Annotated in this window: 17 protein-coding genes, 1 other RNA gene and 2 pseudogenes; 5 read left to right on the forward strand and 15 right to left on the reverse strand. The window is 65.9% G+C overall.

Annotated features, from left to right (window positions below; all coding sequences use genetic code 11):
* Positions 1-16: 16 nt before the first annotated feature.
* The 9 genes and pseudogenes from murG to rsmH all read right to left on the reverse strand — a co-directional run bounded on the left by murG (position 17) and on the right by rsmH (position 11,099).
* Positions 17-1,117, reverse strand: coding sequence for an undecaprenyldiphospho-muramoylpentapeptide beta-N-acetylglucosaminyltransferase (gene murG, locus J6500_RS10190; protein WP_225712557.1), 1,101 nt, complete (start codon positions 1,115-1,117; stop codon positions 17-19).
* Positions 1,118-1,187: 70 nt separating this feature from the next.
* A complete protein-coding gene (gene ftsW, locus J6500_RS10195; protein ID WP_225712558.1) occupies positions 1,188-2,339 on the reverse strand; it encodes a putative lipid II flippase FtsW in 1,152 nt (383 codons plus the stop codon).
* Positions 2,340-2,599: 260 nt separating this feature from the next.
* Positions 2,600-4,000: a UDP-N-acetylmuramoyl-L-alanine--D-glutamate ligase gene (gene murD, locus J6500_RS10200; protein WP_225712559.1), complete on the reverse strand. Its 1,401-nt coding sequence runs from the start codon at positions 3,998-4,000 to the stop codon at positions 2,600-2,602.
* A gap of 2 nt (positions 4,001-4,002) precedes the next feature.
* A complete protein-coding gene (gene mraY, locus J6500_RS10205) occupies positions 4,003-5,109 on the reverse strand; it encodes a phospho-N-acetylmuramoyl-pentapeptide-transferase (protein ID WP_225712560.1) in 1,107 nt (368 codons plus the stop codon).
* A gap of 10 nt (positions 5,110-5,119) precedes the next feature.
* Complete coding sequence (locus J6500_RS10210) at positions 5,120-6,553, reverse strand: UDP-N-acetylmuramoylalanyl-D-glutamyl-2,6-diaminopimelate--D-alanyl-D-alanine ligase (protein WP_225712561.1); 1,434 nt, start codon at positions 6,551-6,553, stop codon at positions 5,120-5,122.
* Positions 6,550-8,004, reverse strand: coding sequence for a UDP-N-acetylmuramoyl-L-alanyl-D-glutamate--2,6-diaminopimelate ligase (locus J6500_RS10215; RefSeq protein WP_225712562.1), 1,455 nt, complete (start codon positions 8,002-8,004; stop codon positions 6,550-6,552). Before J6500_RS10215 ends, J6500_RS10210 begins: the two co-directional genes overlap by 4 nt.
* A gap of 50 nt (positions 8,005-8,054) precedes the next feature.
* Positions 8,055-9,800: a peptidoglycan D,D-transpeptidase FtsI family protein gene (locus J6500_RS10220; RefSeq protein WP_376707788.1), complete on the reverse strand. Its 1,746-nt coding sequence runs from the start codon at positions 9,798-9,800 to the stop codon at positions 8,055-8,057.
* A 118-nt stretch (positions 9,801-9,918) separates the two neighbouring features.
* Positions 9,919-10,104: pseudogene (gene ftsL, locus J6500_RS10225) on the reverse strand (cell division protein FtsL); the annotation flags it as partial.
* 2 nt (positions 10,105-10,106) lie between these two features.
* Positions 10,107-11,099, reverse strand: coding sequence for a 16S rRNA (cytosine(1402)-N(4))-methyltransferase RsmH (gene rsmH, locus J6500_RS10230; protein WP_376707787.1), 993 nt, complete (start codon positions 11,097-11,099; stop codon positions 10,107-10,109).
* 455 nt (positions 11,100-11,554) lie between these two features.
* Between rsmH and J6500_RS10235 the strand changes: the two genes are divergently transcribed.
* From J6500_RS10235 to J6500_RS10245, 3 genes are all read left to right on the forward strand, one after another.
* Positions 11,555-12,424: an N-acetylmuramoyl-L-alanine amidase gene (locus J6500_RS10235; protein ID WP_225712565.1), complete on the forward strand. Its 870-nt coding sequence runs from the start codon at positions 11,555-11,557 to the stop codon at positions 12,422-12,424.
* Between the two features lie 261 nt (positions 12,425-12,685).
* Positions 12,686-13,204 carry a FecR domain-containing protein gene (locus tag J6500_RS10240; protein WP_225712566.1) on the forward strand — a complete coding sequence of 173 codons (519 nt, stop codon included), beginning with the start codon at positions 12,686-12,688 and terminating at the stop codon, positions 13,202-13,204.
* A 12-nt stretch (positions 13,205-13,216) separates the two neighbouring features.
* Positions 13,217-15,124, forward strand: a complete 1,908-nt coding sequence (locus J6500_RS10245) for a CHASE2 domain-containing protein (protein ID WP_225712567.1) — start codon at positions 13,217-13,219, stop codon at positions 15,122-15,124.
* A 19-nt stretch (positions 15,125-15,143) separates the two neighbouring features.
* On the opposite strand, the gene J6500_RS10250 is transcribed toward J6500_RS10245, so the two are convergent.
* Both J6500_RS10250 and J6500_RS10255 read right to left on the reverse strand, forming a co-directional pair.
* Positions 15,144-16,379, reverse strand: a complete 1,236-nt coding sequence (locus tag J6500_RS10250; RefSeq protein ID WP_225712635.1) for an RNA polymerase sigma factor — start codon at positions 16,377-16,379, stop codon at positions 15,144-15,146.
* A 67-nt stretch (positions 16,380-16,446) separates the two neighbouring features.
* Positions 16,447-16,800, reverse strand: coding sequence for a YciI family protein (locus tag J6500_RS10255; protein WP_225712568.1), 354 nt, complete (start codon positions 16,798-16,800; stop codon positions 16,447-16,449).
* 150 nt (positions 16,801-16,950) lie between these two features.
* Between J6500_RS10255 and rnpB the strand changes: the two genes are divergently transcribed.
* Positions 16,951-17,365: RNase P RNA component class A (gene rnpB / locus J6500_RS10260), an RNA gene on the forward strand.
* A gap of 245 nt (positions 17,366-17,610) precedes the next feature.
* Here rnpB and J6500_RS10265 read toward each other — a convergent pair.
* The gene (locus tag J6500_RS10265) at positions 17,611-18,333 is read right to left on the reverse strand and encodes an alpha/beta fold hydrolase (RefSeq protein ID WP_225712569.1); all 723 of its coding nucleotides are present in this window, start codon (positions 18,331-18,333) and stop codon (positions 17,611-17,613) included.
* A gap of 105 nt (positions 18,334-18,438) precedes the next feature.
* On the opposite strand from J6500_RS10265, the gene J6500_RS10270 reads away from it, so the two are divergent.
* The gene (locus J6500_RS10270; protein WP_225712570.1) at positions 18,439-19,182 is read left to right on the forward strand and encodes a sulfite exporter TauE/SafE family protein; all 744 of its coding nucleotides are present in this window, start codon (positions 18,439-18,441) and stop codon (positions 19,180-19,182) included.
* A gap of 37 nt (positions 19,183-19,219) precedes the next feature.
* Here the strand turns inward: J6500_RS10270 and J6500_RS10275 are convergent, their stop codons facing one another.
* The 3 genes and pseudogenes from J6500_RS10275 to J6500_RS10285 all read right to left on the reverse strand — a co-directional run bounded on the left by J6500_RS10275 (position 19,220) and on the right by J6500_RS10285 (position 23,858).
* The gene (locus tag J6500_RS10275; protein ID WP_225712571.1) at positions 19,220-21,022 is read right to left on the reverse strand and encodes an ABC transporter ATP-binding protein; all 1,803 of its coding nucleotides are present in this window, start codon (positions 21,020-21,022) and stop codon (positions 19,220-19,222) included.
* A gap of 474 nt (positions 21,023-21,496) precedes the next feature.
* Positions 21,497-22,029 (reverse strand): annotated as a pseudogene (locus tag J6500_RS10280) (REP-associated tyrosine transposase).
* A gap of 239 nt (positions 22,030-22,268) precedes the next feature.
* Positions 22,269-23,858, reverse strand: a complete 1,590-nt coding sequence (locus J6500_RS10285; RefSeq protein WP_225712572.1) for a DHA2 family efflux MFS transporter permease subunit — start codon at positions 23,856-23,858, stop codon at positions 22,269-22,271.
* Between the last annotated feature and the right edge of the window lie 15 nt (positions 23,859-23,873).

Below are 23,873 nucleotides of genomic sequence, written 5' to 3' on the forward strand. Positions count from 1 at the left end.
ACCGCTCGAAATCGGCCTAAATTCCCGCCACCTTCACCACCAGATCGGCCAGCCGTTCCGCGGCATCGAGCCGGCCGACGCCGCGCGCCGCATCCGCCATTGCGGTCAGTTTCCCGGGCTCGGCGGCAAATGCGGACACCTCCGCCGCCAGCCGCTCCGGCGTGAAGTCGGCCTGCTTGATGCGCAGCGCGCCGCCCGCGTCCGACAGCACGCCGGCATTGGCGAACTGGTCCTGATCGATCGCGCCGGGCAGCGGCACCAGGATCGAGGGGCGGCCGATCGCGCCGAGTTCGGCGACAGTGCCGGCGCCGGAGCGCGAGATCACCAATTGGCTCGACGCCAGCCGTGCCGGCAAATCCGAGAAGAACGGCGCGAGCTCGGCATTGATCTTGAGCTTGTCGTAGATCGCGCGCACCCGCGCCATGTCCTCTTCGCGCACCTGCTGGGTCACGATCAGCCGGCTCCACAGCGCGGGATCGAGCTGCTCGATCGCGGGCGGCACGATGTCGCTCATCACCCGCGCGCCCTGGCTGCCGCCGACTACCAGCAGACGCAGCGGGCCGCCGGATTCGGGCGAGGTGTATTTCACGGCCGCGGCGGCGAGGATCGCGGGCCGCATCGGCGTGCCGACGGTGGTCGCCTTGCCGGCAAGCGCGGGATCGCGGTCGAGCACGCCGGGCAGCGAGGTCGCGATCGCGTTGACGCGGCTGGACAGGAAACGGTTGGCGCGGCCGAGCACCGCGTTGGCGTCATGAATAATGCCGGGCACGCCGAGCAGGCGCGCCGCCAGCAGCGGCGGCAGCGTCGGATAACCGCCGAAGCCGACCACGGCTGACGGTTTCAAGCGCCGCACTACATTGGTCGCGACCAGCATGCCGTAGCCCAGCGTCAGCGCGGTGCGCGCCAGCGAGATCGGATTGCGGCTGCGCACGGTGGCGCTCGGCACGAGGTCGATGCTCTCGCGGCCGAACAGGCCGGAGTAGCGCAGCGCGCGCCCGTCGGTCGCAAGCCGCACGCGCAGGCCGCGCCGGATCAATTCCACGGCGAGCGCTTCGGCCGGGAACAGATGGCCGCCGGTGCCACCGGCCGCCAGCAGGATCAGAGGTGCGTTGTCCATCGAACGCCTTCTACAAGCATTGCTCCGTCATTGCGAGAGAAGCGAAGCAAGTCCTCGCAATGACGAGACACTACGCGTAGGCGCGCAGGGAACTCGCGCCTTCCATTGATTCGATTTCAGTGCGCGGCCGCTGCCGCGTCAGCGCCAGCATCATGCCGACGCCATAGGCCAGCGAGACGATCGAGGAGCCGCCATAGGAGATGAACGGCAGCGTCATGCCCTTGGCCGGGATCAATTGCAGATTGACCGCCATGTTGATCGCCGCCTGGACACCGAACAGGATCGCAAGGCCCGATGCGGCGAAGCGCGAGAACATGTCGTCGGTGGCGTAGGCGCGCGTCAGCGTGCGGATCACGATGAATGCGAACAGCGCGACCAGCATCAGGCAGAGAATGATGCCGAACTCTTCCGCGGCGACCGCGAACACGAAGTCGGTGTGACTGTCCGGCAGGCTGCGCTTGGCGATGCCCTCGCCCGGTCCGAGCCCGAACCAGCCGCCGTTCCAGAACGCCTCCATCGCGGTGTCGACCTGGAAGGTGTCGCCGGAGGCCGGATTCATGAAGCGCTTGATGCGCCCGGCGACGTGCGGCACCAACAGATAGGCGCCGAACAGGCCGGCACCGGCGGCGCCCGCCAGCCCCAGCACCCAGATCATCCGCATGCCGGCGATGAAGAACAGCGCGCCCCACACCGTCAGGATCAGCATGGTCTGGCCGAAGTCGGGCTCCATCACGAGGAGTGCGACCAGGGTCAAGAGCAGCACCATCGCCATCGTGGTCGCCGGCATCTCCGGCCGCTTGGTCGATTCCGCAAACAGCCAGGCCGCGACGATCACGAAGGCGGGCTTGGCCGACTCCGAGGCCTGGATGTTGACGCCGAGCAGCGTGATCCAGCGCCGCGAGCCCTTGACCTCGGGCCCGATCAGAAGCGTCAGCACGATCAGTGCGATCGAGACCGCGAGCACGACCAGCGCGGTACGCCGGATCTGCCGCGGCGACAGGAACGACACCCCGATCAGCACGATCAGCGACGGCACCAGGAACAGCACATGCCGGTTGAAGAAGTGGAAGGGATCGAGCCCGATCCGGGTCGCCACCGGCGGGCTCGCCGCCAGCGACAGGATGACGCCCGCCAGCATCAACCCGGCGATCGCGACCAGCAGCAGCTTGTCGACGGTCCACCACCAGTCCGAGAACGGGGTGCGTTGGTCACGGGCGAGCATGGGCGTCCCCAGATGGCAGAGGTAGCATCCATTCGTGGCCCAGGATGGTTGCCAGGGGGTTAACGGGATGGGTAACTTTTGAGGGGGGTGGTTTACGCTGGCCGCACACACCAGCGTCGTCCTGGCGAAGGCCAGGACCCATAACCACCGCATGTAGTTGCAACCGGGATCGCGCCCCAGCGTCGCGCAGCAATTGGCAATCGGGGTAATGGGTTCTGGCTTTCGCCAGGACGACACCGAGTGAGTTGCGCGGCCTACGGCTACACCACCGGCTTCACGCCGGGCAATCCATTGACGAGGTCGCGGAAGGCGGCGCCGCGGATTTCGAAATTGCGGTACTGGTCGAAGGAGGCGCAGGCGGGCGACAGCAGCACGACGGCTTCCTCGAGTCCCGATGCCTCGGCATCGCGCGCGGCGCTGGCGATGGCGACGTCGAGCGTGCCGGACATCTCGTGCGGGACGGCGTTGCCGAGCGTGCCGGCAAACTCCTGCGCCGCCTCGCCGATCAGATACGCCTTGCGGATGCGCGGGAAATAGCCGGTCAGGCTGGTGATGCCGCCGGCCTTCGGCTTGCCGCCGGCGATCCAGAAGATGTCGGCAAAGGACGACAGCGCGTGCGCGGCGGCGTCGGCATTGGTGCCCTTGGAGTCGTTGACGAACAGCACATTACCACGGCGGCCGACCTGCTCCATGCGATGCGCGAGGCCGGGAAAGCTGCGCAGGCCGTTCTGCAGCACGTCGGTCGAGATGCCCATCGCGAGCGTGCAGGCCGCGGCGCAGGCCGCATTCTGTGCATTGTGCAGGCCGCGCAGCGAGCCGATGCCGCCTAACCGCGCCACCTCGCTGCGCGCGGCGCCGGATGCGCGCACGATGGTCTCGTGCTCGACATAAAGTCCGTCGGGCAGCGGATTCTTGACGGAGATGCGCACGACGCGCTTTCCCGCGCGATCGAGCCGGTCGGCGATGTCGCGGCACCAGCCGTCATCGACGCCGACGATCGACGTGCCGCCCGTCTGCACGCCTGCGACCAGCCGCTCCTTCACCGCGGCGTAATGTTTAAGCGTGCCGTGGCGGTCGATATGGTCCTCGGTGACGTTGAGCAGGATGCCGACCGACGGATCGAGCGAGGGACATAGATCGATCTGGTAGGACGACATCTCGATCACATGCACGCGGCCCATCCGCGGCGACTCCAGCGACAGGATCGCGGTGCCGATATTGCCGCCCATCTGGGTGTCGTAGCCCGCGAACTTCATCAGATGCGCTATTAGCGCCGTGGTGGTCGACTTGCCATTGGTGCCGGTGATGGCGACGAAAGGCGCGTTCGGCGCGTGGCGGCGCCGCTCACGGCAGAACAACTCGATATCGCCGATCACCTCGACGCCGGCCTCGCGCGCTTTCAGCACGCTCCAGTGCGGCGCCGGATGAGTGAGCGGCGCGCCGGGGGTGAGGATCAGCGCGGCGAAATTCGCCCAGGAGACGGTGCGCAGATCCGCGGTCGTGAAGCCGGCCTGCACCGCCTTGGCGACATTGTCGGCGTTGTCGTCAGCCGCGATCACCTCGGCACCGCCGGCCTTCAGCGCATGGCAGCTCGCAAGGCCGGAGCCGCCGAGGCCGAACACCGCGACCGTCTTGCCTGCGAAGGAGGTGACGGGGATCATGGTCAGCGCAGCTTCAGCGTGGAGAGGCCGGCGAGCGCCAGCATCACCGAGATGATCCAGAAGCGGATCACGATCTGCGGCTCGGTCCAGCCCTTCTGCTCGAAATGATGGTGCAGCGGCGCCATCCGGAACACGCGTTTGCCGGTGAGCTTGAACGAGGTGACCTGCACGATCACGGAGACCGCTTCCAGCACGAACAGGCCGCCGATCACCGCAAGCACGATCTCGTGCTTCACCGCGACCGCGACCGCGCCGAGCATGCCGCCGAGCGCGAGCGAACCGGTATCGCCCATGAAGATCGAGGCCGGCGGCGCGTTGAACCAGAGGAAGCCGAGGCCGGCACCGAGCACCGCGCCGCACAAGACTGCCAGCTCGCCGGTGCCGGCGACGTAGTTGATCTGCAGATAGTCGGAGAACACCGCGTTGCCGGTCAGATACGAGATCATGCCGAAGCTCGCCGCCGCGATCATGACGGGCACGATGGCGAGGCCGTCGAGACCGTCGGTCAGATTCACCGCGTTGCCGGCGCCGACCATCACGAAGGCACCGAAGATGACGAAGAACCAGCCGAAATTGATCACCACGTCCTTGAAGAACGGAATCGCCAGCGAGGTCGAGGAGACGTCGCGGCCGAGCCGGACCAGCGCGTAGGTGGCGGCGAGCGCGATCAGCGCCTCGATCATCAGCCGCAGCTTGCCGGCGAAGCCGCCGTGTGACTGCTTTGTGACCTTCAAATAATCGTCATAGAAGCCGACGAACCCGAAGCCGAGCGTCACCGCCAGCACGATCCAGACATAGGGATTGAGCGGGTTGGCCCAGAGCAGCGTCGACACCACGAGCCCCGAGAGAATCATCAGGCCGCCCATGGTGGGCGTACCCTTCTTGGAGATCAAATGCGACTGCGGGCCGTCGGTGCGGATCGGCTGGCCCTTGCCCTGCCGCAGCCTCAAATGATCGATGATCCACGGTCCGAACAGGAAGACGAACAGCGCGCCGGTCACCATCGCACCGCCGGTGCGGAAAGTTATATAGCGGAAGACATTGAGGGCGCTGCGGAATACTCCGAAGCCTGGCACAGTATTGGACAGCTCGATCAACCAGTAGAACATTCAGTAAGCCCTATACCGCTTCTTCGTGCGCGGCTCTGTCGGGGAAGCGCTTTTGCAGCGCGCTGACGATCACTTTCATCTTCGATCCCAGCGATCCCTTGACCATGATCACGTCGCCGGCGCGGACCGCGGCGACCGCCTGCGCTTCGAGCGCCGCCGAGTTCTCGGCATAGCCTCCCCGCTTGCCGGCGGAAAGGGCATCCCACAAATTCCGCATCAGCGGACCACAACAATATACGAGGTCGATGTGGTTGGCCTTGATCGCCTCGAACAGGTCGCGATGCAGTTTTGGCCCGGTCGGCCCGAGCTCCAGCATGTCGCCGAGCACGGCGATGCGGCGGCCGTGCGGTCCGACCTGGGCCTGCCCGAGCACGTTGAGCGCAGCCCCCATCGAGGCCGGATTGGCGTTGTAGCTCTCATCGATCAGCGTCGCTTCGCCGTGGCCGACCTCGAGCGTACGGCGCAGGCCGCGCCCGGTCGGCGCCTCGAGCTGCGACAGCGACAGTGCCGCGCGCGCGATGTCGGCACCGAGCAGCGACGCGCCGGCCAGCACCGCGAGCGAGTTCATCGCCATGTGCTTGCCCGGCATGCCGATCTTGTAGGTGATGTCGTGATCGAGGATGTCGGCATGCACTGCCGAGCAGGTCGCATGCAGCGACAGATCGATCAGCCGCGCCTCCGCGCGCTTGTCGCTGCCGAACGACACGATGCGGGAGATGCCGGCCTTCTTCGCCTGCTTCTGCAACCGGGCGAACTGCGCATTGTCGCGGTTGAGCACGACGGCGCCGTCCGGCTCGACGCCTGCGAAGATCTCCGCCTTGGCATCGGCGATCGCCTCGATGCCGGAGAAGAATTCCAGATGCACCGGCTCGACCGTGGTGATGACGGCGACATGCGGCCGCACCAGCTTGACCAGCGGCGTGATCTCGCCGGCGTGGTTCATGCCGATCTCGAACACCGCAAAGCGCGCGCTCGCCGGGCAGCGCGCCAGCGAGAGCGGCACGCCCCAATGGTTGTTGAAGGAGGCGACGGACGCATGGGTCTCGCCCTGCGCCGACAGCACGCGCCGCAGCGCCTCCTTGGTCGAGGTCTTGCCGACCGAGCCCGTCACCGCGATGATCTTGGCGCCAAGTCGGGCGCGCGAGGCACGCGCCAGCTCGACGAGGCTGGCGAGCACGTCATCGACCACCAGCAGCGGAGCATCGGCCGGAAATTTTTCGCGTTGCGCCGCCTCGACCACGGCGAGCGCCGCACCCGCCTTCAGCGCATTCTCGACAAAGCTGTGGCCGTCATGGACGTCGCCCTTGATCGCGAAATACGCCTCGCCCGGCGCGATGGTGCGGCTGTCGATCGAAAGGCCGGTGATCCCTTCCGGCAACACGCCTTGCGTGGCGGCGTGCATCGCCGTCACCATCGCGTCCGAGGTCCACAACATCGTGCTCATGCGCCCTCCGCAGCCAGCGCGGCAGCAACCGCTTCATGATCGCTGAACGGCAACGTCGTGTTGCCGATGATCTGCCCGACCTCGTGACCCTTGCCGGCGACGACCAGCGCATCGCCGGGCTCGAGACCGGCAATTCCGGCGCGGATCGCCTCGGCACGATCAGCGATCTCGCGCGCGCCTTGCGCCGCCGCCATGATCGCGGCGCGGATCGCTTCCGGCTTCTCGCTGCGCGGATTGTCGTCGGTGACGATGACATCGTCGGCGTTCTCGGCCGCGATCGCGCCCATGATCGGCCGCTTGCCGGCGTCGCGGTCGCCGCCGGCGCCGAAGATCACGACCAGCTTGCGCTTCGCGTAGGGTCTGAGCGCCTGCAACGCCTTGGCGAGCGCGTCGGGCTTGTGCGCATAGTCGACGAAGATCGGCGCGCCATTGTGCTCGCCGACGAATTCCAGCCGCCCCTTGGCGCCCTCAAGATGTTCGAGACTGCCGAACACAGCGTCGGCCGGACTGCCGGTGCCGATGGCAAGGCCGGCCGCGACCAGCGCGTTCTCGATCTGGAATTCGCCGACCAGCGGCAGGCGGATGGTGCGCTTGTGGCCCTGGTGCTCGATCACAAGCCGCTGCGCAAAGCCTTCGATCGCTGCATCGAGCAGGCGGATGCCCTCGCCCGCATCGGCGTTGCGTCCCACCGCGATGATGCGCAGCTTGCGGGCGCGTGCCGCCTCGATCACCTGCGCCGAGCAATCATGATCGGCGGAGATCACGGCGGCGCCGCCATCGGCGACGAGATCGCGGAACAGCCGCAGCTTGGCGTTGAGGTAATGCGCGACATCGGGATGATAATCCATGTGATCGCGCGACAGATTGGTGAAGCCCCCGGCGGCGATGCGCACGCCGTCCAGACGATATTGGTCGAGGCCGTGCGAGGAGGCCTCGAACGCCAGATGCGTGACGCCGTCGGCCGCGATCTCATCGAGCTGGCGGTGCAGCGCAATCGGATCGGGCGTGGTCAGCGAGCCGTAGACGGTGCGCTTGTCCGACACGAGGCCGATGGTGCCGATGCTCGCCGAGGCATGGCCGAGCCGCCGCCAAATCTGGCGCGTGAAGGCCGCGACCGAGGTCTTGCCGCTGGTACCGGTCACCGCGGCGATCGTCGCGGGTTGGCGTGGATAGAAACTTGCGGCGGCGAGCGCCAGCGCGCGGCGTGGATTCGGCGTGACGACGCACGGCACGCGCGCGCCCTGCGGCGGATGGTCGCTCGCAACGGCAACGGCGCCCGCCGCAATCGCCGCGTCGACGAAGCGCGCGCCGTCGGTCTTGGCGCCTGCCAGCGCGAAGAACAGGTCGCCCGGCTTCACCGCGCGGCTATCGACCGCAAGTCCGCCGACCATGAGATTGTCGGCACTCGGGTCGATCGTGGCATCATCGCCGAAGAGGTCGCGAAGTCTCATGATCTTCCAGTCCAGGCCGGCGCGCTCGTCGCGCCGCGTGAATTTACGCCTTACTGGGTTGCTCTGGATGCCGCAAGAATAAGGCGGTCGGACGGCGGCAGGTCGAATCGCGGTTCGATACCCAAAATCGGCGCAATTCGGGCAATCACATTGCCACCGGTCGGCACCGCATTCCAGCCCGAGGTGATGAAACCGTAGGTTTCCTTCAGCGGCTGCGGCTCGTCCAGCATGATCAAGAGCTGATATTTCGGATTGTCGGCGGGCAGGATCGCGGTGAAGGCGTTCAGCACGCGCTTCTTGGCGTAACGGCCGTTGATGACCTTTTCCGCGGTGCCGGTCTTGCCGCCGATATAGTAGCCCTTGACGTCGGCCTTCTTCGCAGTGCCGATCTCGGCATTGAGCCGCATCAGATAGCGCATCTTGTCCGAGGTCTCGGGCTTGATGACGCGCTTGGCCAGCGCCATCGCTTCCTGCTCGGTGCGCTTCAGGAAGGTCGGCGGAATCAGGTAGCCGCCATTGACCAGCGCGTCGATGCCCATCACCGCCTGCAGCGGCGCGACCGCGATGCCGTGACCGAACGAAATGGTGACGGTGTTGAGCTCGCCCCAGCGCTTCGGCACGATCGGCGAGGCGCTCTCCGGCAGTTCGGTGCGCAACCGCTCAAGCTGCCCCATCTTGCGCAAGAACGCCTTGTGCGCATCGACGCCCATCGCCATCGCGATGCGGCCCGCACCGACGTTCGATGAATAGTAGAACACCTCCTTCATGTTGATCATGCGGCCCAACGCGTGATCGTCATGAATGGCGAACTTGCCGTAATGCAGCGGTCCCCGCGCATCCCACATCGAGTTGAGATCGTACTTGCCGGAGTCCAGCGCCATCGCGAGCGTGAACGCCTTGAAGGTCGAACCCATCTCGTACACACCGGTGGTCAGGCGGTTGATGCGATCGGGATCGTGCGCTTCCTTCGGATTGTTGGGATCGAAATCCGGCAGCGACACCATCGCGACGATCTCGCCGGTGCGCACGTTGGAGACGATGCCCGACGCGGCCTTGGCCTTGAACTTCTCCTTGGCTTTCAGCAGCTCGTCGCGCAGCGCGTGCTCGACGCGCAGGTCGACCGACAGCTCGACCGGCTTTTGCAGCCGGTCGGTCGCGAAGCCGGCGCGGTGCAGATCGGCCAGACCGTTATTGTCCAGCCACTTCTCCATGCCGGCGATGCCCTGGTTGTCGATGTTGACGAGGCCGATCAAATGGGCGACCTCGTTGCCGGTCGGATAGACGCGCTTGTTCTCGCGCAGGAAGCCGATGCCGGGAATGCCGAGGCGGTGGATGTCCTGCTGCTGCTTCGGCGAGATCTCGCGCTTCAGCCAGACGAAGCCTTTGCGCGACGACAGGCGGTCGCGCACCTCGCCGGTGTCGAGATCGGGCAAGGTCGCGGTGAGCAGCTCGATCGCCTCGTCCTTGTCGATGATGCGCCGCGGTTCGCCGAACAGGCTCGGTGCCTTGACGTCGGTCGCAAGGATCGCGCCGTTGCGGTCGGTGATGTCGGGGCGCGCGGTCGCGATCGCATCCTGCGAGGCGGTGCGGCGCGCGCCGTGACCGTCGGCGCCGACCGCGAACAGCACAAGACGCCCGGCCAGCACGGCATAAACCGCGGCGAAGGCGAGGATCGCAAAGCCGACGCGGGCGCGCGCCTTCGCGGCGCGGTCGACATTGCTCCCGTAGAGCAGCGTGCGGATCAGCCGCTGGCTCCAGGGCTCTAGCGGTTTCTTGGCGTTTGCCGGATCGGTCATGGCTGGTCCGGTCATTGCTGCTCTCCGGGTGCCTGATCGGAGTCAGCCGCCGGCGACGGCTGGTCCGCAGCAGGCTGATCGGGCCCGGCAATCGACCCGGTCGTGCTGTCGGGCGCGGCCTGAGCGGCGCATCGAGCTTGGCCCATTGCGCACGCAGCCGCGCAATCGCGTCGCGCTGCTCGCGGATTTCCGCGTTCAGCCGCAGCACGCGCTCGACCCGCGCGGTCGATTCCATCTTGATGCGGTAGACATAGGACGCCGCGAAGATCAGCATGCCGATCACGACGAAGTGGAGAAGGCGCATCGTCACCCTCCCCGCAAGACGTCTGCGAGCCGCGGCCACGACGGCAGCGCGTCGGCGGCGTGCACCGGCGCCGCGGTCCGCTCGGCGGCCCGCAGCTTGGCGGAGCGCGCCCGCGGATTGGCCGACGTCTCGGCGTCATCAGGCGTCACCGGACGCTTGGTCAGGATCTTGAAGCTCGGCGCCGACTGCGCGACCTCGGGCAGATGTCGCGAACCGCCGGAGACCTTGCCGCGTTCGGCGAGAAAGTTCTTGACGATGCGGTCTTCCAGCGAATGGAACGAGACCACGACGAGCCGGCCGCCCGGCTTCAGCACACGCTCGGCCGCGGCGAGCGCCTGATGCAGCTCGTCGAGCTCTTCGTTGACGAAGATGCGCAGCGCCTGGAAGGTCCGCGTCGCCGGATGAATCTCGTTCGGCTTGGCGCGCACCACCTTGGCGACGATGTCGGCGAGCGCCTGCGTCGTCGCGATCGGCGCCTCCTTGCGCGCGGCGACGATGGCGCGCGCGACGGCACGCGAATGCCGCTCCTCGCCGAAGATGTAGATGATGTCGGCGAGCTGCTTGTCGGAGGCCCTCGCGACCACGTCGGCGGCGGTCGGACCGCTCTGCCCCATCCGCATGTCGAGTGGACCATCAAGACGGAACGAAAAGCCGCGCTCGGCCTGGTCGAGCTGCATCGAGGAGACGCCGACATCCATCACGACGCCGTCGACCGCATCGACGCCCTGGGCGGCGCAGACCTCGGCCAGTTCGGAGAAGCGGTCCTCGACCAGCGTCAGCCGGCCGCCGGCGCCGTCGACCAAGTCGAAGCCGCCGGCAATGGCCGTGCGGTCGCGATCGATGCCGATCACGCGCGTGCCGGCGACATCGAGGATCGCGCGGCTGTAGCCGCCGGCGCCGAAGGTTGCGTCGACATAAATGCCGCCCGCGCGCGGGGCGAGATAGTCGACCGCCTCGCGGCCGAGCACGGAGATATGACGGACATGGCTGCTCATGCGCCGCCCCGGAGCGGAGCTGCGCATGCAGGACGAATCATGGACGCGCGCCGGCTCATTGCGCCTCGAATCCTCGCGCCTTGCCAGGCGGTCCCGGTCAGAAAGCCGCCGCGAGATGCATGAGCTGGCTCCCATCCCCGGTCGCAAATCCTGATATCCGACCGGAATTGGCTGGGTTTCCATGGGATTTCGCGCAAAAGCGGACCTCGGCCGTCCCCCGGAACCGGTTCGGCACTTCACCTCTCAGTAACGGCACTTAGCGTTAAGAAACGGTTGATGATCCGTTAGTGGATTCCTTCACCTTTTATCCGTTGATGGGTAGTCTCGGTCCCCCGCGCGCAGACGAGCGCGATGGAACCCGGCGGCCGGATGCGGTTCCGTAAGGTAAAGGAATAGTAAACGCAATTGTCTTATCGATATATCATGCCGTTCTCCCGCCGGGTTTCAGTGATCTGATGGCTTCTGGTTCGTCTGGTGGCTCCGATTCGAAGCGACAACGCGCCCTTCCGATTCCCAGGGCTGTTGCCGACATGAAGACGTTTACACCCGATTCCTCGATCGCCTCCGATGTGATCCCGTCGGCCAATTTCGGCGAGCGCGCGGATGGCCGCGAGCCCGACATGATCGTGCTGCACTACACCGGCATGCCCGACGTCGAGGGCGCGATCGCGCAGCTCTGCACCCCGGGCACCGAGGTCTCGGCGCACTACGTCGTGCTCGAGGACGGCCGCATCGTGCAGTGCGTGCCGGAGAGCAAGCGCGCCTGGCACGCCGGCGTGTCGTTCTGGGCCGGCGAGGACGACATCAACTCCTGCTCGATCGGCGTCGAGATCGTCAATCGCGGACACGACTGGGGCTATCCCGACTTTCCGCTGCGCCAGATCGCGGCGGTGATCGCGCTGTGCCGCGGCATCATGCTCCGCCGCAAGGTGCCCTCGCATCGCGTGCTCGGCCATTCCGACGTGGCGCCGGCGCGCAAGAAGGATCCCGGCGAGAAATTCCCGTGGCACTCGCTGGCCAATTCCGGCGTCGGCCACTGGGTGCAGCCCGCGCCGATCGTGCGTGGCCCGCAGCTCCAGCTCGGTGCGATCAGCGACGACGTCTCCAGAATGCAGGCCGCATTCCGCCGTTACGGGTACAACGCCCCGGCCAACGGCAAGTTCGACGGTGCGACCATGGAGGTCGTCACCGCCTTCCAGCGCCACTTCCGCCCCGAGCGCGTCGACGGGATCGCCGACCAGTCGACCATGGCAACGCTGCACGCGCTGCTCGCGAGCCTGCCGCCGGACTCGGACGCACCGGTGGTCGCCGCTACGACCAGGTAAGACGCCGCTTCACTTTTCCGACAAGGCCTTGATCATCGTCGCCGCCGCGCCTGCAGACACGCCGCGGCAAAGCCGACATGTCGGGCGCATAACGCAGCAACAGTGCCCTGGCACGCCCCCCTGCGCCCGATGCACGATCCTCATTTCCGCCTCCAAGCTGCGTCAAGTGCGCCGTTAGCAATGATTTGCTTCTTCCTTTAGGATGGCGGCACGTCACGACTGCTGCCGTACTCCAAGCTATTTGAAGCGGAAGGTGACACCATGACGATATTTGCGCGATCGATCGGCGCGATTTTGCTTTATCTGTTTTTGAGCGAGCTGGCCGTTGCTCAGACCAGCGACGTCAAATGTCAGCCGGTGAACACGGCGAGCACTGCGCAAACGCTGCGCTGTGACGGCGGCATCACCATCACCGCCGAAAACGGCGCGCAGTACACGCTGAACGACACCAACCGCGACGGCCGCGTCGACTCCGTCGAGCTGGGCAGTCAGGCGATCCTGCTCGAGGTGCCCAAGGTAGCCAAGGGGAAGCGGTTCACAGTGACGACGCCGCAAGCGATCGCGGCGGTGCGCGGCACCAAATGGGCCGTCGACACCACGGCGCAGAAGACGTCGGTGTTCGTCGTCAACGGACGCGTCGCAGTCGCGCGCCGATCCGGCCGGCAGAGCGTCATTCTCGGACCTGGCGAGGGCGTGGACGTCGAGGGCACGGCTCCCCTCCTCGTCAAGCGCTGGGCGCCCGCGCGCGTCGCCGCCTTGATGGCAAGATTGGGCCAGTAAGCACCGGCGCCGATGCGACGGCATCTCAAGGGCCTTCTGCCGGTCGTTCTGGCAGCGCTGTGGGGAGGCGGGGTCTATTTCCTGCAAGCCCAGGGCCATTTGCGCGCGCTCGACCGTGCCGAGTCGGCGATCACGGATTCTCGAACGGTGTTGCGCGGCGTGAGGGCGCCGCCCGATCTCGTCACCATCGTCGAGATCGATGATAGCGTCGTCGGGCAGCTCGGCAAATATCCGCTTGCAAGGAGCGATCTTGCCCGACTTGTCGATGCGATCGCCCGGCTGAAGCCGAAGGCGATCGGACTGGACATATTGCTGCTCGACAAGGGCTCCGAGGCCGGTGATGCCGCGCTGGCCGATGCGCTCGGGACGGCTCCGGCCGCGATTGCCGCAGCTGCGGTGTTTCCCCAGCACAGCCAATCGATTCCGGTTCAGAGAGATCAGCCACTTGGGGCCCTGCCGTCGGCTGAACGATTTCTCTGGCCGCTGAAGCAATTTGCCGAGCGGGCGTCGGTCGGCGTCGTCAATGTGACCACCGACCAGAACGGCGTCCCGCGCGCAATGCCGATGCTGTTCCGCACCGGCGACGGGATCGCATTGTCGTTCCCGCTTCGCGTCGCCAGCCTCGCCACCGGGGTCGAGCCTGCGATCGAGCCGAACCGCCTCGTCCTGGGTCCGCTCTCGATTCCGACCGACGCCGATCATGCAATCCCGATCAGCTTCTACGGCCCGCGCCGAACGATACGCACCATCAGCGCCGCTGCGCTGCTGGCGGGCGAGCCGCCCGCCGCGGCGATCGCCGGCAGGGTTGTCGTCGTCGGCGCCGCCGTCACCGGCGGCGGTGACTTCTTCCCCACGCCGTTCGAGCCGCTGATGCCGGGTGTGGAAGTGATGGCGACGGCGATCGCCGGCCTGTTGGCCGGAGACGTTGTCTGGCATGGCCGATCGATCCAGGTCGCGGACGGCATCGTTTGCATCCTCCTGCCGATGATGATCGTCGGCCTGCTGGCCTGGCGGCGGAGCACGGTGGGCATCGTCGCCGCGACGGGCGTCGTGCTGCTGTGGATGGCCGCAACGTTCCTCGCCGCATCGTCGGGGGTGTGGCTGAGCGCGGCGGTGCCGCTGGCCGCCACCGCGCCTCCCGTGCTGCTGTTCGGCGTCGTTCAACTCTGGTGGGGTCGGCGACGGGCGCATTATTTTGCCATGAAGAGCGAAGTGCTCGGCCAGTTTCAGGCCCCCAGCATTCAACGATGGCTCGCCGCCGATCCGAATTTTCTTGCCGAGCCGGTTCGCCAGAATGCCGCCGTCCTGTTCATCGACCTGTCCGGATTCACGTCCCTGAGCGAGACGATCGGGCCCGACCGCGTCAGGGAGCTGCTGAACGAATTTCACGGACTGATCGACAAGGACGTGGTGAAGCATCGCGGCACGATCACGGGCTTTCTCGGCGATGGTGCGATGGTGCTGTTCGGACTTCCGCAGCCCGCAGCCGATGACGCGATCAGGGCGATCGACTGCGCCGTGAGCCTCTCGACAAGCACGTCCGGCTGGCTGGGCGCCTTGCCGACGCCGGTCGCATCGCGGCTGGGCTACAAGCTAGGTGCGCATTTCGGGACGATCGTCGCATCCCGCCTCGGCGGCACCAGCCATCGCCACATCACGGCAACCGGCGACACCGTCAATGTCGCCAACCGCCTGATGGAAGTGGCGGCCAATCATCACGTCGAAATTTGTGTCAGCGACGAACTGCTTCGTGCCGCCGGGGATGATGTCGCCCTCTCCAAATCCGGATCGCTGACCGGGCCCATCGAGACGCGAGTCCGCGGCCGTTCGGGTTCGCTGGCGATTTGGCTGTGGAGCGCGCGCGGCCAAGGCGGCGATGCCGATGCCGTCAGGGCGCCGGACAACTCCCGCCCGGCATGACCCACGCGGCGAAGAACCTTCACTCCATCTCCGCGATGCGCCGCGCGTAGAGGCGGCGCAGCGGCTCGAGCTGCGTCGCGGCGGTCGCGGCGAGATAGGCTTGCCGCGCCTCCGCCTTGCGGCCGAGACGGCGCAACAGGTCGGCGCGCACGGCGGGAAGCTGGTCGTACCCCCTGAGATCGCCGCGGGCTTCGAGCGCGTCGATCAGATCGAGCGCGCGGGCCGGGCCATCGACCATCGACACCGCGGCCGCGAGATTCAGCTCGATCACCGGCGATGGGCTGATCCGCAGCAGCACCTCGTAGAGGCCGGCGATCTGCGGCCAATCGGTGTCCTGATAGCTCGGCGCCCGGGCATGCAGCGCGGCGATCGCGGCCTGCACCGCGTAGGATTGCGGCCGGCCCGGCATCCGCAATGCCTCCTCGACCAGCTTGAGGCCTTCGGCGATCTGCTGGAAATCCCACAGCGAACGGTCCTGCTCCTCGAGCAGCACGATGTCGCCGCCGGCGGTCTGCCGGCCGGCGCGGCGCGCGTCATGCAGCAGCATCAGCGCCAGCAGGCCCTTGATCTCGCCGCGCGCCGGGATCAGCGCGTTGAGCAACCGCGCCAGCCGGATCGCTTCGCGCGCCAGATCGGGCCGCATCAAATCCTCGCCCGCGGTCGCGGCATAGCCTTCGGTGAAGACGAGATAGATCACGGCCAGCACGCCGTCGAGCCGTGACTCCAGCGCCTCGCGCTCCGGCACCTCATAGGGAATGCCGGCGAGCTTGATCTTCTGCTTGGCGCGCAGCAGACGCTGCGCCATCGCGTCCTCGCTCACCACGAAGGCGCGCGCGACCTGCGCTGTCGTCAGCCCGCACACCGTGCGCAGGGTGAGCGCGACCCGGACCTCCGCGGCAAAGGACGGATGGCAGCAGGTGAAGATCAGCCTCAGCATATCGTCGTCGAGCGTCGCATCGACCGGCTCGGCCGACGGCTCGGCATCGAGCAGCAGTTGATGCGTCAATTCCTGCTGCTTGCCGCGAAAATTGGCGGCGCGCCGCACCCGGTCGATCGCCTTGTTGCGGCCGACATTGACCAGCCAGGCGCGCGGATTGGACGGGAATTCGCCGATCGGCCATTTCTCCAGCGCCACCGCGAAGGCGTCTTGGAGGGAATCCTCGGCCAGATCGAAATCGCCGACGAGACGGATCAGCGTCGCGAGCGCGCGGCCCGCCTCGTCGCGGAAGACTTTTTCGATCTGGCTCGGGGTCATCAGGTCCAACATTGCCGCTTCGGTTCGCCCGCGCTCCTGCGCGAGCGAACCCGAAAATGGCGGCTCCCTATCTGTTATACTCCCAGATCGGCCGCACCTCGATCGAGCCGAGCCGCGCGCTCGGGATCCGCGCCGCGATCGCGATCGCCTCGTCGAGATTCTTGGCGTCGACGATGTAGAAGCCGCCGAGTTGCTCACGGGTCTCAGCGAACGGGCCGTCGGTGGTCAGCGCCTTGCCGTCGCGGACGCGGACCGTGGTCGCGGTCGTGGTCGGCCGCAGCCGCTCGCCGGCCTTGTAATTGCCGCTCTGGATGATCTGCTGGGTGAAGACGCCGTATTCCGCCTCCATCTTCTTGGCGGTCTCGGCATCGTTCTTCGCGTATTCGACCTCGTTCTGATAGATCAGCAGCAGGTATTGCATCTCGCTTCTCCTCTAGTTCGGCTGGATCGCCGACACCCAGTCGAACTGGCGACGGCCAAAACGACATTTTCAGGATAATTTATTTCGGCCGCCTTCGCGGCCCCTTATCCGCTTGACGGGACCGGCCAAAACGCTCATTGGCTCAGGGTGTCAGTCGGCCGGACGGCCGCTCCCGCTGGTGCCGAAAGGCCGCGGGGGAGGAAAGTCCGGGCTCCATCGACATGCGGTGCCGGATAACGTCCGGCGGGGGCGACCCCAGGGAAAGTGCCACAGAGATCGAACCGCTCCCTCCCCGGAGGGAGTAAGGGTGAAAAGGTGCGGTAAGAGCGCACCGCGTTGCCGGCAACGGCGACGGCATGGCAAACCCCACCGGGAGCAAAACCGAATAGGGACAGCATCGCGGTTAGTTCGCGCTCGCGCGATAACACCGCAGGGCGATGTCAGGCCCGCTGTCCGGGTAGGTTGCTCGAGGCAAGGTGCAAACCCTGTCCCAGAGGAATGGCCGTCACGTACCATTCGAAAGAATGGTGCCCTACAGAACCCGGCTTACAGGCCGGCTGATGCTTCTACCAATGAGGGGCTCGGCGTAGTGCGCCGGGCCCCTCGCCATTTGGCGCCGGCGCTGCATCCGGGCTACGTGCCTTAAGCGTTCAAGTCGGTCTCGGCGCGGTCCTCATCGGAGATCCGCGGCCACTCCTCGATCTCTGCATCCCCCACGTCATTGCGAGCGAAGCGAAGCAATCCATCTTGCCGCAAGCGAAGGCATGGATTGCTTTGCTCCGTTCGCAATGACAGGGACACATCGGCTACTCAGGCTTCGTCCACGATCCCTTGCAACAGCTCCATCAGCGCCTCCGGCGCCGTCACGTTCGGCGAATGGCTGGCGTCGATCTCGAAGTGGCGCCAGCCGGCTTCGTTCCTGGTGCGTCTGGAGAATTGCCCGAACGTGTCGGCGGGCGTGATGCGGGTGGCGTAGATATAGCTGCGCGGCAGGGCCGGCTCACCGTGCTGCAACTTCAGCTTCTGCTCGAAACATTTGATCGGCGTCGCGACGCGGCGCGCGCTCAGCCATTCCACGTCGGCGGCCGACGTATCAGGCGGCGTCTGCATCGGCGGGATGCGCCAGCCGTCGCCGTCGCGCGCGGCCTTGCGCATGCTCTCGATCGCCACTTCGTTGAGGTCGAACAGCGATTGTCCGTCGCGCGGCACGAAGGCGTCGATATAGATCAGTTGCGCGATGCGGTCGCGGACGCGGTCGGCAACGCCGGTCGCGACCATGCCGCCATAGGAATGGCCGATCAGCACGATGTCGCCGAGGTCCTCATAGTTGATGACATTGAGCATGTCCGTGATGTGCGCCTCCAGGTCGAGCGCCTGATGCGCCAGATGCACGCGCTCGCCCAGCCCGGTGTAGCTTGGGGTGATCAGCCGGTGCCCGGCGGCCCGCATCAGGGGATGCATCTTCTTCCACGCCCATCCCGCCGACCAGGCGCCGTGACAGACCAGAAAGGTTTTGGAGGAGTTGGCAGTCATGGGGATTTCCATTTTTGATTATCGTTGAGGAGCTGCGATTTCGAATAGTACCCGCTGCTCGCCTCGTGTAAACGTCGCGGCAATGACCAAGAAAACGAGACGAGGATGACCGCAGTGGGCTACGCGATCCTGTTCTCCGGCGCGCTGGCCGGCGGTTTCGTCTCCGGCCTCGCCGGGTTCGGCACGGCGCTGATGGCGCTCGGGATCTGGCTCTACGTGCTGCCGCCGACGCTGGCGGTGCCGCTGGTGCTGGTCTGCTCTGTCATCGCGCAGCTCTCGACGCTGCCATCGATCTGGAAGAGCATCGACTTCCGCCTGATCTGGCCGTTCATCATCGGCGGCCTCGCCGGCGTACCGATCGGCATTTTGCTGATCGCACGCGCCGATCCGGCCCTGTTCAAGCTCACCATCGGCATCTTCCTGCTGGTGTTCCCGGTCGCGCTGTTCCTGCAGAAGAAGCCGATGTCGATCGCCTTCGGCGGCAAATGGACCGACGGCGCCATCGGCTTTGCCGGCGGCATCCTCGGCGGCCTGGCGGGCTTGTCCGGTCCACTGCCGATCCTGTGGGCGAGCGTGCGCGGCTGGGGCAAGGAACAACGGCGCGGCGTGTTCCAGACCTTCAACTTCACCATTCTGTTCGCCGCGCTCTGCGTGCAGGTCGCAAGCGGACTAGTGAAGCCGGACATCGTCTGGCTGACGGCCTGCGCCTTTCCGGGCACGCTGCTCGGCGCCTGGCTCGGCTCGCGCGTCTACCACGCGCTCAGCGACCGCAATTTCTCCGACATCGTGCTGGCGCTGCTGTTCCTGTCCGGCGTCGCACTGGTGTGGAGCGAGATCGGGCCGAAATAACGCGGCTGACAGGACATCCCGTCAGCCGCGTACCGTTTCACTCGGCCGCCGCGATCTGGCCGAACTCGGTGGCCTGCCGCTCGAACAGCGAACGGTAGATGCCGTTCGGCCGCGCGGCGAGCACCTCGTGCGTGCCCTGCTCGGCGATCTCGCCGCGATCGAACACCAGGATGCGGTCCATGCTGCGCACGGTCGACAGCCGGTGTGCGATCACGATCGAGGTGCGGCCCTTCATCAGCCGCTCCATCGCCTGCTGGATCAGCGCCTCCGATTCGGAATCGAGGCTCGAGGTCGCCTCGTCCAGGATCAAGACCGGAGCATCGGCCAGGAAGGCGCGCGCCAGCGCCACGCGCTGCCGCTCGCCGCCCGACAGTTTGACGCCACGCTCGCCGACCAGCGTGCCGTAGCCCTTCGGCAGGCGCATGATGAAGTCGTGCGCATTGGCAAGCCGCGCCGCCTGCTCGATCGCCTCCATGCTGGCGCCGGGCCGGCCGTAGGCGATGTTCTCCGCCAGCGTGCGATGGAACAGGATCGGCTCCTGCTGCACGATCGCGATCTGGCTGCGCAGCGATTGCTGCGTCGCCTTGGAGATGTCCTGACCGTCGATCAGGATTTTTCCGCCGGAGACGTCGTAGAGCCGCTGCAGCAGCTTGACGAAGGTGGTCTTGCCGGAGCCGGACCGTCCGACCAGGCCGACCCGTTCGCCGGCATCGATGTCGATCGATAGCCCGTCATAGAGCGGCCGGCGATGGCCGCCGTAATGGAAGGTCACGTTGTCGAACACGATGCGGCCACCTTCGATGTCGATCGGCTTCGCATCGACGGCGTCGACGATGCCGAGCGGCTCGGCATGGATCGCAACCAGCTCCTCCATGTCGTTCACCGAGCGCTGCAGATTGTTGATGTGCATGCCGACGTCGCGCAGGTAGGCGTGGATGATGTAGTAGCTGGTCAGCACATAGGTGACGTCACCCGGCGTGGCGCGGCCCGCCGCCCACAGCAGGATCGCACCGCCGATCACCGAGGCGCGGAAGCACAGCAGCACCAGGAGCTGCGCCGCGCCGGTGTGGTTGTAGCGGAACCAGGTCCGCCGCACCCGCCGCCGCCAGCGGCCGATCACGCCGCCGAGCCGGATATCCTCGCGCACCTCCGCGCCGAACGACTTCACCACCGCGTTGCAGGTCAGCGCATCCGCCAGCGTGCCGCCGACCTTGGTGTCCCATGCGTTGGAGATGCGCGCGGCCGGCGCCACGTAGCCGATCTGGAACGCCATCGTCATCGCGACATAGATCACCGCGCCGACCGCAACCACCGCGCCGAGCTGCGGCCAGTGCAGGCCGAGCAGGATCATCGAGCCGAACAGCACCACCACCGACGGCAGCAGCGCCATCAGTACAGTGTCGTTCAGCACGTCGAGCGCCCACATGCCGCGCGTGATCTTGCGCACCGTGGAGCCGGCGAACGAATTGGCGTGCCAGTCGGTCGAGAAACGCTGCACGCGCATGAAGGCGCGCTGCCCGATATCGGACATCGACTGCAGCGTGAACGGCACGATGGTCTGGATACCGACCAGCCGCAGGATTACCGACAGCAGGCCGAGCCCGACGATCGCGCCGAAGGCGAGCAACGCGGCTTGGCGCGCGTCGGGGCTCGCCGCGCCCGCGGTCAGCGCGTCGACCAGGTGGCCGGAATAGACCGGCATGAACAGGTCGGCGGCGGTGGCGCCGAGAAATCCCGCGGTGACGATCGCAGCCCGCAGCGGCTGCTCCAGCCAGTGGCGGAAGACGAACGGAAGCACGATCCGGATCGCGGCCGGTCGTTTGGTCGTAGCAGTGGTCATGGCCCATTCCGGCCACGCATGATCCGCGCCGGCCGGCTCCATTTAAGGCGATGCGCGGACGGAATCCGGCCGCAAGCAACGCAGAGAACAATCGGTAAGGTGTTGGGAAGCTTGGATGATCGGGGATAGGCCCCGATCAGAGCTGGGAGCTAACGCGCTGACGCGTCCAGCATCATCGAACGCGGGCGCGCGATCTGCGAAATATACGAATTCATGCGCATCTCCCCGGTTCGAGCAACGAAGCGCTGCTTATAAATGCATCACGCGTGATTGGCAAGGTAACATCGCCGTGAGTGCGGCAATGTGTGTCAATCGCGTAACGTACTCACTGCGCTCGATCGGCCCCTTCGTAGCCCGGATGAGCGAAGCGATATCCGGGGCCGCTCGTGCCGTCGTTTATCGGGACGATGAGTCCAGACGCGCTCTTCCCCGCATGTCGCTTCGCTCATGCGGCTACGAACAGCGCAAGCCCCATCACTCGGCGCGCTCCCCAAACCCTCCGCCGTCCTTTACGTCGCCCCCCCAATCGTGCGGCAGCAGCCCTTCCCTCACATAGCGGTGAAACGAGGAATACGGCCAATCCCAAACACGCCGCACCAGCGCATGCTTGACCGGGTTGAAATGGATGTAGTCGACGTGCCTAGCGAAATCGTCCTCATCACGGATGGTATGTTCCCAAAACCGCCTTTGCCATAGCGCCAATTCGCCATTCGGCGAACGTACTAGCTGAACCGACGCAGCAAGCAACTGACTGCTGAACTGCCCTTTGATGCGACGCCAGCGACCGGCAAAATCGGAGTCATTTGAGGGCAGCGTCAGGATGGCGTGCAGGTGATCGGCAGTATCACAACCGCATCGATCGTAAACGGACGCTCGCGACGAGCTACGCTGAATGCTTTCCGAAGTTCGGCAATCTGATCCACGAGCATGCTCGATCGCCTGTCGGCGAGCGTGACCGTGAAGAAGAATGTTCCGCCAGGAATGAAGTTACGTCGGTATCGGACCATGCAGCCTCACGTGCTGAAACGCCGTTCCCGCATGTCGCTTCGCTCATGCGGGCTACGAGGAGCGTCATCTGATTATTGGCGGTAAACACAAATGCACGTCAATGCGGGACGGGGACATTGTAGCTCGGATGAGCGAAGCGATATCCGGGGCCGCTCGTGCCGTCACGTGATGCGATTATGAGTCCTAGCATGCACCGGTCCCACATGTCGCTTCGCTCATGCGGGCTACGACAACACCCCTAGTGCGCGTCGCCGCCGCCGGCGGTCATCGAGGGCGGCTTGTTGACGAACAGCACCACGAGGCTGAGGCCGACATAAAACAGCGACAGCATGAAGAAGGCGTCGCCATAGCTCATCACCGCGGCCTGGCGGTGCACGATCTGCGAGAGCTGCTTCATGGCCATCAGGGCGGAGTCGCCCATGCCCTGCATACGCTGAGTGAAATTGTTGAGCGTCTCGACCGCGGTCGCGTTGCCCCAGGTGACGCGGTCGTGCAGGCGCGAGATGTGCAGGTCGGTGCGGTCGTTGAGCACCTGGTTGATGACGGCGAGCCCGAGCGCGCCGCCGAGGTTGCGCATCAGATTGAACAGGCCGGAGGCGTTCTTGACGCGCTCCGGCGCCAGCGTGGCGAGCGCGATGTTGTTGGTCGGCACCATCGCGCACATCATGCCGATGCCGCGCAGGATCTGCGGCACGAGCAGCTCGTAAAAATCGTATTCGCGCGTGATCCAGGTCATCTGCCAGGAGCCGAGCGCGAAGGTGACGAGGCCGAACGCGATGATGTAGCGCAGGTCGACCTTGAGCATCAGCCGCCCGACCACCGGCGCCATCAAGAACATCGTGATGCCGGACACGAACATGGTCTCGCCGATCATCAGCGCGCTGTAGCCGCGGATCTCCGCGAGATAGCGCGGATAGACGTAGGTGAGACCGTAAAGACCGATGCCGATGCAGAACTGCAGCAGGCAGCCGACCGCGAAGTTGCGGTTGGTGAAGGCGTAGAGATCGACGATCGGCTCCTCGGCGGTCAGGACGCGCCAGAAGAAGAAGATCGCAGACACGAAACCGATCGCAGCGCAGGTCGCGACCGAGGTGTCCTGCAGCCACTCATATTGCGGACCTTCCTCCAGCACATATTCGAGCGAACCGAGGAAGCCGGCCATGAAGATCAGGCCCCACCAGTCGAAGCGCTCGAGCAGCGCCAGGTTGGGCTGGTCGAAATCGATCAGCGCCAGCACGCCGACGGTGATCAGGATGCCCGGCACGATGTTGATGAAGAACAGCCAGTGCCACGACATCAGGTCGGTGATGTAGCCGCCGACCGTCGGCCCGACTGTCGGCGCCAGCGTCGCGACCAGGCCGATGATCGGCGCCACGATGTAGAATTTGGTGCGCGGAAAAATCAGATAGGCCGAGGCGAACACGGTCGGGATCATGCCGGCGCCGAGGAAGCCCTGCAGCGCGCGCCACAGGATCATCTGCTCGATCGAGGAGGCGAAGCCGCAGAGCAGGCTCGACACCGTGAAACCGAATGCCGAGATCGCGAACAGCAGCCGTGTGCCGAGCGCGCGCGACAGGAAGCCCGACAGTGGGATCGCGATCACCTCGGCGATCAGGTAGGCGGTCTGCACCCACGACACTTCGCTCGACGAGGCCGAGAGGCCGGCCTGGATCTCGTTGAGCGAGGCCGAGACGATCTGGATGTCCAGGATCGACATGAACATCCCGAACACCATGATGATGAACGCGAACAGCCGCTTCGGCTGGATGCGCTCCGACGCCGGCGCGGCGTTCATCATGGAGGCATTGGCAGTTGTCGCGTCAGCCATTGGTTCATCGGCTCC

The sequence above is a fragment of the Bradyrhizobium semiaridum genome, assembly GCF_020329505.1.
Classification (GTDB): Bacteria; Pseudomonadota; Alphaproteobacteria; order Rhizobiales; family Xanthobacteraceae; genus Bradyrhizobium; species Bradyrhizobium semiaridum.